This window comes from Streptococcus oralis (assembly GCF_015561235.1).
GTDB lineage: Bacteria > Bacillota > Bacilli > Lactobacillales > Streptococcaceae > Streptococcus > Streptococcus oralis_BK.
The window spans coordinates 1185511-1194531 of the sequence record NZ_JADMTC010000001.1 but is presented as its reverse complement, the minus strand read 5'-3'; the positions used below and the strand labels follow the sequence as shown (position 1 = coordinate 1194531).

Sequence of the window (9021 nt, the reverse complement as noted above, 5' to 3'; positions counted from 1 at the left end):
GAAACTAAATTAGTTCTCCAGAGAACTATATAAAATCATGAGAAGGGAGCAATCATGGACAAATCGTTGTTGATTTTTAAACGTTTTGGGTACCAGATCCACCTGATGTTGCAGAAAGAAGCCAAACGTTGCGGTATTGAATTTATGGGGGGACCGCAAGGACAGGTCCTGAAGTTTTTAGATCGTCGTGAGCATGATCAGGAATTAACGCTTATCAAGGATATTGAGACAGAACTCAATATCACCAAGTCAGTTGCAAGCAACTTGGTCAAGCGTATGGTACAAAATGATTTAGTCGAGTTAGAGGCCAGTCCAAGTGATAAACGAGCAAAACTTGTTCGTTTGACCGATAAATCACGATCTCAGATGCAAGAAGTTAAGGCGCTTTTTGATCGGATTGCCAGTGGTCTACTGGAAGGAATTTCAAAGGAAAAGCTAACCGTTTTTGAAGAAGTTCTCGGACAACTACAGGCTAATGTAGAAAGAATAGGAGGAGAGAATGAAGAAACTTGCTAAACGTATTACAGGAAAAGAGTGGGGGATGATCCTACTAGCCATTCTCTTCACCTGCTTTTCGGTTTATCTGGAGTTGGAAGTACCGACCTATATCTCGAAAATCACGAATTTGTTGGGAATTAAAGAAACTAATTTAGATGAGTTATGGCAACCAGTAGGTATGATGGTGGGAATGTCTTTTCTGGCCTTCTTGTCCGCAGTTGCAGTTGGATTTTTTACGTCCAGAGTGGCTGCTTCTTATACTAGTAGGCTAAGAAGTGATATTTTTAACCGAGTTTTAGACTACTCGCAGACAGAGATTAAGAAATTCTCTATTCCCAGTCTTTTAACTCGTACCACCAATCTCAGAGCGGTTAGCGTGAAGCGGATTTTGTAAATGTGGTTGTCTGGGACGCCTAGCTGAGACTTTAGCCAGCTATGCAAGTAAGGGCAGCTTGATTTCCCTGAATGGTGAGTTGCGGACTCGTCGCTACGAGAAGGAGGGGGGACTCATTATGTGACAGAGGTGCTCTGTCATAGCTTCCATCTCCTGGAAGTCGCGCCCAGCGTGCTCTGCGTGAAAATGACAGCGGAGGTGATTTGGCAGATTTAGTGTTGGAAGAAGAGGAACTTCCCTTTTAAGCAAGAAGCAAAGAGTGGGAAATGACCTAGCTCTAAAAAATCAGCATTCAGTTTTGTAAGATGCAAGATCTGTTTGACTGAATTCTATTTCTCTCAAGCTTTTAAAAGTTTAATTATGATTGCCGAGGTGGGACCAAGAATCAAAAATCAATGAATTTTTAGATTCTGTCTCGCTTTTTTATGATAGTCATTTTGGAAAGATTTTGCTTTTTGGCGGTTTTGTAATATAATAATCCTATATGTTTCATAAAGGCGCTTACGGCATAGGGGGGGAAATGGTAGCAGCTAATGTCAAAAAACGGGTTCAGCATTATCAGAAGAAGGCTCTCTGGCCGCTTTTCATTCTGCTTATTTTTGCTTTGTTTTTTGTTTATTTCAAGGGCGTTATGCCAGGTGAGAAGCAGGTCAAGATTGGGGTGACCTACATGACCATGAATAACGACTTTTACAAGACCTTAAATGCGGAGTTGGAGAAGAAAACTAACCAGCAGGGCAGCCGACTTTACGTTAGGGATCCTGAATTGGATGAGGGCAAGCAGAGCCAACAGATTGATTTTTTCGTCAAAGAAAAGGTAAATGTCATTGTGATTAATCCAGTGAAAAGCAATAGTCCAAGTATCATTTCCTCTCTTCAGAAGGCCAAGAAAGCTGGGATTAAAATCATCGTAGTGGATACGCCAATCAGCAAGGAAGTGGCAGTCGATACGACAATTGTTTCAGATAATTACCAAGCTGGTGTTTTAATTGCTAAAGATATGATGAAACGTTTGCCAGCTGCGAATATCCTTCTGCTAGAACATCGAAATGCAGTTTCTGCTATGGACCGCATTCGAGGTTTTGTAGAGACAATAAAAAATCAGCCTCAGTACAAGATTATTTCCCAAAAAGAGACGCTTGGACAGACTGAAGAAGCAATGCCTCAAGTAAAAAGTGCCTTAGATGAAGGAATGGACTTTAATGTGGTCATGGCTCTCAATGATCGGGCAGCGATTGGTGCCCTAGCGGCTATTAAAAATAACGGCTTGAACCGAAAGCTTTCTATTTATGGCGTGGATGGCTCACCAGATATCAAAAACTTTTTGGCTACAACAAACGATATAGAGGGAACTGTAGCCCAATCTCCCATTCAGATGGGACGCAAGGTGGCGCAGGTAATTGAGCTGATGCAGGAAGGGAAATCCTACGACAGCCAATATCTGATTCCAGTTCATCTGGTTAATAGGGATAATATCAGTCAATACACAGTTACAGGGTGGCAATAATGAGACCTCAAAAAAGTATCTTTTACAGCAAAATAGCCCTAATGGTCATCAATCTGCTTGCCATTGTCTATAATGCATCCATCTATCTCTTTGCGACCAACTATGTAGCGGCTAAGGGCTTCAGTCACTCGCTCTTGGAGCGTTTGGATGCCATTCCTGGCTCTCCCAGCTTGATTTTCTGGGTATCAATTAGCTTGTATGCCTGCCTGCTCTTGGTCATGTACTATCGCGAGCGCCACCCTAATCAGCTGTCTGTCTATGACAAGGTGACCATTATTGAAATCCTGCTTATGTTGGTCATCTTTTCTGTCTTGCACTCGTCCTACAATGGCTTGATTCTCCTGGTGTTTGCGGATATTTTCTATGGCTCTAAGGAGTTCAATTCTTCCAAAGACAAGAAGTACTGGTTTTCTTTTATCATTTTGAGTTTTGGCATGTTGCTCTTGTCCAACTATGACCTTATGTCGCTCTTTATCAAGCTGCCTTCTCTAGATACCTATATTCGGTTTTATCCAGAGTCTGTCCGGCTGTTGCTGCTTTTTGGCAAGAACTTTCTCTATTCCCTCAATATCGTCGTCTTTATGATTTCTTTGCTCTTCTATATCTTGTCAGCTATTACAGAGCGTCATCGGATTGAGGAAGAGCTGCGCATGGCTTCTCAGGCCAATCGCGAGTTGAACTCTTATCTGGCCTTGTCCGAAAAAATAGCAGAAGATCGAGAGCGGAAGCGTATTGCCAGAGAGATTCACGATACATTGGGCCATGCCCTAACGGGAATTTCAGCGGGTATTGATGCGGTCAAGGTCTTGGTTGATATTGATACCAATCGGGCTAAGGAGCAGCTCAATAATGTTTCAGTCGTTGTTCGAGACGGTATCCGTGATGTCCGAGGCTCGCTCAATAAAATGCGGCCGGGAGCTCTGGAAAACAACACTTTGAGGGAAGCTCTGATTAAGATTATCCGCGAGTATGAAGCCATCTCCAACTTGGAGATTCATCTCCGCTACGAATGGGATAATATTGACTTGGATATTGCAAAGGAAGACATTGTGTTTCGGGTGATTCAGGAGTCTATTACCAACTCTGTCCGCCACGGCCATGCCAAGACCATCTGTATTGAGTTACTGGAGGAAGAAGAAGCTTATGTAATGACCATTCAGGATGATGGTATTGGTTTTGATGAACTCCACTATGGCTATGGCCTCAAGCAGATGCAGGAGCGCCTAATGATTATTGGCGGAAGCGTTCACTTTGAAAATCGGGACGGCTTCTACACGCATATCGAAATCCCAAAAATAGGAGGAAGACATGATTAAGGTTTTAATAGCAGACGATCAGGCCTTGATTCGCGAGTCTCTGCAAATCATCCTGTCAGCCCACGCAGATATTGAGGTGGTCGGGACAGTTGGAGACGGCAAGGAAGTGCTGGAAAAGCTTCATCGGGTACGCCCAGATGTGATTCTAATGGATATTCGCATGCCAGTCATGGACGGTGTTCTCTGTACCAAGGCTGTCAAGGAGCAGTATCCAGATGTTAAGATTATCATTCTGACGACCTTTGATGACGATGAATTTATCTTCTCCGCTCTTAAATACGGTGCGTCTGGTTATATTCTCAAAGGGGTTTCGACAGAAGAGCTTCACGAAGCCATTCAGACAGTCTATCGAGGCGGAGCTATGATCAATCCCAATATTGCCACCAAGGTCTTCAAAATCTTTTCACAGATGGCCCAGTCCAACTTTGCTATCACGGTGACTGAGGAAAATGTTGAGGATATGAGCCGGACAGAGTGGAAGATTATCCAGCAGATTGGCTTTGGGATTTCTAATAAAGAAATTGCAGCTAAGCTCTTTCTATCAGAAGGGACAGTTCGTAATTACCTGTCAGGTATCCTAGCCAAGCTCAACTTGCGCGACCGAACCCAGCTGGCTATCTGGGCTGTTCAGACCGGAGTCACCCAGAGAGATTTTAGTAAGGAAAGCGACAAATGAAGTGGAGATTGAGACATTTGGCCCTGCTGGTTGTCCTGATCATATCTGTTGCCCTAGCTTTTGTATTTTGGGCTTCAGCTCAGGAAAAAGTCCTGCGTATCGGCGTCTATGCTGGCTCCAGCTGGGATGTACCTAACAGCCGCGAAAACAGGGTCTTGGACAGCTTGATTAAAAAATTTGAAAAGACGCATCCTCATGTCAAGGTCATTTATGAAAGCGGGATTCCCAAGGATGATTACGCCGACTGGCTGGCAGAGCAAGTCTTGAAAGGCGAGCAACCGGATCTCTTTATGGTACCAGAAAACGATTTTAGCATGTTGGCTTCGACGGGCGCGCTTAAATCCTTGGATACCCTCTTAAAGGATGATGAACGAAGGGTCTTTTATCCGGTGGCTTATGAAGCCGGGCAATATCAGGGAGTCAGCTATGCTCTTCCTGTTGAGAGCAATCCTATCATGATGTGTGTCAATAAAGACTTGCTCGAAAAAGAAGGAATTAGCATTCCTGAGTCAGGCTGGACTTTAGAGGATTTCTATGAGATTTGCAAGAAAGTAACCAAAGACACCAATGGAGATGGTGTAGTGGATCAGTACGGAATAACAGATTACACTTGGCAGCAGGCTCTGGTAGCTTACGGCGGCCATCTTACCGATAAATCTGGTATCAATGTAGACAGCTCAGAGATGCACCAAGCCCTGTCCTTTATGAGCAAATTAGATATGCTCAGTCGGCACTATAAGGTGACTTCTAATGACTTTGATGAGGGACGGGTGGCCTTCTATCCTATGAGTCTGGCCCAGTATCGGACCTACAAACCCTATCCTTATCATGTTTCCAAATATTCTAGCTTTTCTTGGACCTGTATCCCAATGCCTACAGCCAACAATCAGGTGATGGGAACTCAGGTCAAGACCTCGCTCTTTGCCATGTCTTCTAATACCAGTCAAGAAAAACTGGCATGGGAATTTATGCTTTTGTTGTCGCAGGATAAAGAAAGCCAACAGGCTCTATTTGAGAAATCTCAAGGGACTTCGGTCTTGCCATCTGTAGTGAAAAGTCAGCAGTCTAGAGCAATCCTACAAGCAGATGATTTTGGCTTGGATTCTTTGACTTCTGAGAGGTTGGATCGCATGATGAATCGCTCTATCATTGATATCAGCCTAGAAGTAGATCAACATACGATGGAGCGGATGGACTATCTGATTCAAAAAGCGATGCAGAATCAAGAGATTGATAGTTCCCTACCTAGTATTCAAAAGGAAATAGAAAGCGGAAAATAATCTGCTTTCTTTTTTTACATTTCAATCACAAAATAAACAAAGTTGACTAGACCAATATGACAATTGTCATATTCTTATTAACAAATGTCATCTGACTTACGTGACATTTGACAATATGAAACCGGTTCCATATCTTGTACAATAAAGTCATAAAGAAACCTTCATCATTTAAAGTCTGAATTGGCTAAGAAGTAGAAGGGTAAGGAGGCAGGAAAGATGAAATATCTTGTATTGGTCAGCCACGGGGGACTGGCTGCAGGCGTGCAGAGTTCCTTAAAGATGTTTGCCGGAGACAAGACGGATCAGGTCATTGCGGTTGGTCTTCAGGAAGGCGAGTCAGTTGATGATTTTGCAGTTAATTTTACTCAGGCCTTGGCTGGCTTAAGCGCTGATGACAGTGTCTTAGTTCTGGCTGATATTGTAGGAGGCAGTCCTCTGACGACAGCAGCTAGTGTCTTAGCTGACATGGGTAAGCTCGACTCAGCAGTTATCTTGGGTGGTTTGAACCTGACCATGGGATTGACTGGTTTGGTTATGAAAGACATATTAGACGGAAAAGAGCTAGCTCAGGCTATCCTTTCCGAGGCTACAGCTGCTTTGCAGGAATTTGAAGTCGTAAGTGATGCAGCTGACGAAGATGAAGACGACATTTAGTACTTCCGCCATACATTCTAAAAGATAAAAGGAGATTTTAAAGATGACAGTATCATTTGTACGGATTGACGACCGCATGATCCACGGTCAAACAGTCACTCGCTGGGCCAAGGAATACCCTTGTGATGGCTTGATTGCAGTAAATAATGCTGCAGCAGGAAACAAGGTTTTGATTCAGGCCTACAAGGGAGCTTCTGACAAGAAGACTTTTGTTTGGACCAAGGAAGCTTTCAAGGAAAAATCAGGCAAGGTCACAGAGTCAGACAGCCGCTATTTCCTCATTACGAAAAATCCTGTGGACATGAAAGAAATCCTAGTGGACCAAGGCTTTGTACCTGGTGATGTTAAGGAAATCATCATTGGCCCTGCTAATGACCGTCCTGGAGCTATTAAGCTGGGGAATAACCAGTCCATTACCCAGGAAGAGGCAGAAGCGATTGAGGCGATCGAAAAAGCAGGCTACAAAGTCAAATTCCAGCTTCTACCAGATGTTTCCATCGGTTATTGGAGCGATTTCAAGTCTAAATTTGGTTTTTAATTATAATAATAAAAAGGAGAGTCTATTATGACAATTTCTTGGCTGCAAGCCGCTTTACTGGGTCTTTTCGCTAGTTTAGCTTCTATGCCTGGTATGGGTGGTTCTAGTATTGGTAACTACACTTTGGGACGTCCTCTGGTCGGGGGCTTGATTAGCGGGCTGATTCTCGGAGACTTACAAACAGGGATTATGGTTGGGGTAGCCCTTCAGGTTCTCTACATCGCTCTAGTAACACCAGGTGGTACAGTTTCTGCTGATGTGCGGGCGATTTCTTACATTGGGATTCCTCTCGCAATCTTATTTGTTCATTCTAAAGGAATCACGTCTGAATCTGCTATCGCTGCAGCAGCTGCACCAATCGGAGCAGCAGTTGGTACTATCGGTACAGTTCTCTTCTATGGAACAGCCACTACAAACCTGATATGGCAGCACATTGGTTGGGAAGCCGTTGAAAAAGGCGAATTTAAAAAGCTTTACGCTGTTGACTGGGTTTATCCTTGGATTTCCCACTTTGTCTTCTCTTTCCTTCCAACAATGCTTATCACTAAGTTTGGCCCCGATATGGTTGAGCTGATGAAGACTCACCTGCCAATGGATGGCTTCATCATGAAATCCCTCTTTACAGTCGGAGCTCTTCTCCCATGTGTAGGTATTGCCATTCTCTTGAAACAAATCGTTACCAAGGCTGCTGACTTTATCCCATTCTTTGTGGGCTTCACCTTGGCTAAGTCACTTGGTCTTAATTTGGTTGCCAGTGCAGTTGTTTCATTGATTTTTGCAGTAATTTACTATGAATTGGAAGTAATCAAATCAGCTCGTGTGACCGCGCCGGCTGGTGGGGCTGACTTTGATGACGATGAGGAGGATATCTAAGATGGCTGAAAGAAAGAAAATAACTAAAAAGACTTTAGCGAAATCATTCCACCATTGGTACTATGGTCATTTGACTTGCTTCTCCCAAGAGCACATGCAGACTTTTGGTTACTTGACCTCTATGCTACCAATTGTGGAAGAACTCTACAAAGACAAAGCAGAGCAGAAAGAAGCTATGCAGACCTATACAGCTTTCTTCAACACAGAACCTCAGCTCGGAGCTTTGGTAGTGGGGATTACAGCTGGTTTGGAAGAAGCGCGTGCCAATGGTGATGCAGTTGATGGAGAAACTATTAATGGTATGCGTGCTGGTCTCATGGGGCCTATCGCAGGTATCGGTGACTCTTTGGTTGTCGGAACTTTAATTCCAGTTCTGCTGGGGATTGCCCTTGGCCTCTCGAAAGGTGGAAATCCTATCGGGGCTCTCTTCTATATCCTTGTTTGGAATGTTCTCATCTATGGCGGGATGCGCTTTGCCTACTTCAAAGGCTATGAATTAGGGGACAAGGCGGTAGAATTCCTTGTAGGACCTAAAGGACAGGCCCTTCGTAAGGCAATCAGTGTCATTGGTGGTATGGTTATCGGGGCAGTTGCTGCAACTTGGGTATCTGTAACGACTTCATTTGAGCTGAAAAATGCGGATGGCGAAGCCTTCTTGAAGCTACAAGAAAAGATTGACGGTGTTTATCCAGGTCTCTTAACAGCTGGCTTTATCACCCTTTGCTGGTGGCTGATGGCCAAGAAAAAAGTATCACCAAACCTTGTTATGCTCCTCTTGGTTGTCATTGCTTTGATTGGTGTAGCACTGGGCATCTTTGATCCTCAACTGAAATACTAATTCCTACTCAAGTTTCAGACTGGCAGTAAGTCCGATATGCTGCTAGTCTAGTATCAATTTGTTTGACTAAAATAAAGAATGGAGAAAATCATGACAGAACAAGAATTGATTCAAGGTTATGAAACAGAAATTCACTACCAGAAGCATATGATTGAAAATCTAGGACGCTGGTTTAGTCTCTTCTTTGTCATTGCCAGTATCGGTCTTGTTCTGATTTACTTCTTTCATGAGACTAATCTATTAGCACTGATTGCAGGAATTGTCCTAGCCCTTCTGGGTGTCTTAGCCATGCTCTTGTTTGGTTATGGCATCTACAGAGGCAGGCTCAATCTGCAAAAGGTGATCAATGATTTTGAAGCAAAACTAAAACTTGCAAGATAGACATTTAATCTAGAAAACATAATCCTAAGTGAGAAGCTCACTTGGGATTTTTTATCAAAAAATAGT

General features: G+C 43.5%; 10 protein-coding genes and 2 pseudogenes. All 12 read left to right on the top strand.

Annotated features, from left to right (window positions below):
* Positions 1-54 precede the first annotated feature (54 nt).
* Complete coding sequence (locus I2H52_RS06050; protein WP_045617725.1) at positions 55-516, top strand: MarR family winged helix-turn-helix transcriptional regulator; 462 nt, start codon at positions 55-57, stop codon at positions 514-516.
* A pseudogene (locus I2H52_RS06045) lies at positions 500-859 on the top strand (ABC transporter ATP-binding protein); the annotation flags it as partial. The gene I2H52_RS06050 and the pseudogene I2H52_RS06045, both read left to right, overlap by 17 nt.
* A gap of 14 nt (positions 860-873) precedes the next feature.
* A pseudogene (locus I2H52_RS06040) lies at positions 874-1137 on the top strand (single-stranded DNA-binding protein); the annotation flags it as partial.
* Positions 1138-1412: 275 nt separating this feature from the next.
* A complete protein-coding gene (locus tag I2H52_RS06035) occupies positions 1413-2399 on the top strand; it encodes a substrate-binding domain-containing protein (protein ID WP_195594717.1) in 987 nt (328 codons plus the stop codon).
* Positions 2399-3715, top strand: coding sequence for a sensor histidine kinase (locus tag I2H52_RS06030; RefSeq protein ID WP_195594715.1), 1317 nt, complete (start codon positions 2399-2401; stop codon positions 3713-3715). The genes I2H52_RS06035 and I2H52_RS06030 overlap by 1 nt, the downstream gene beginning before the upstream one ends.
* Positions 3708-4391 (top strand): response regulator transcription factor, encoded by a 684-nt coding sequence (locus tag I2H52_RS06025; protein ID WP_012130913.1) that lies wholly within the window; start codon positions 3708-3710, stop codon positions 4389-4391. Before I2H52_RS06030 ends, I2H52_RS06025 begins: the two co-directional genes overlap by 8 nt.
* Positions 4388-5671 (top strand): ABC transporter substrate-binding protein, encoded by a 1284-nt coding sequence (locus tag I2H52_RS06020; protein ID WP_061582706.1) that lies wholly within the window; start codon positions 4388-4390, stop codon positions 5669-5671. The genes I2H52_RS06025 and I2H52_RS06020 overlap by 4 nt, the downstream gene beginning before the upstream one ends.
* Positions 5672-5887: 216 nt before the next feature.
* Positions 5888-6325: a PTS sugar transporter subunit IIA gene (locus I2H52_RS06015; RefSeq protein WP_007520708.1), complete on the top strand. Its 438-nt coding sequence runs from the start codon at positions 5888-5890 to the stop codon at positions 6323-6325.
* Between the two features lie 43 nt (positions 6326-6368).
* Positions 6369-6863: a PTS system mannose/fructose/N-acetylgalactosamine-transporter subunit IIB gene (locus I2H52_RS06010; RefSeq protein ID WP_004193690.1), complete on the top strand. Its 495-nt coding sequence runs from the start codon at positions 6369-6371 to the stop codon at positions 6861-6863.
* A 27-nt stretch (positions 6864-6890) separates the two neighbouring features.
* On the top strand, positions 6891-7736 hold the full coding sequence (locus I2H52_RS06005; RefSeq protein ID WP_033605823.1) for a PTS mannose/fructose/sorbose/N-acetylgalactosamine transporter subunit IIC: 846 nt from the start codon (positions 6891-6893) through the stop codon (positions 7734-7736).
* A complete protein-coding gene (locus tag I2H52_RS06000) occupies positions 7720-8574 on the top strand; it encodes a PTS system mannose/fructose/sorbose family transporter subunit IID (RefSeq protein WP_025172565.1) in 855 nt (284 codons plus the stop codon). Before I2H52_RS06005 ends, I2H52_RS06000 begins: the two co-directional genes overlap by 17 nt.
* Positions 8575-8664: 90 nt before the next feature.
* Positions 8665-8955 (top strand): hypothetical protein, encoded by a 291-nt coding sequence (locus tag I2H52_RS05995; protein WP_007520704.1) that lies wholly within the window; start codon positions 8665-8667, stop codon positions 8953-8955.
* Positions 8956-9021 lie beyond the last annotated feature (66 nt).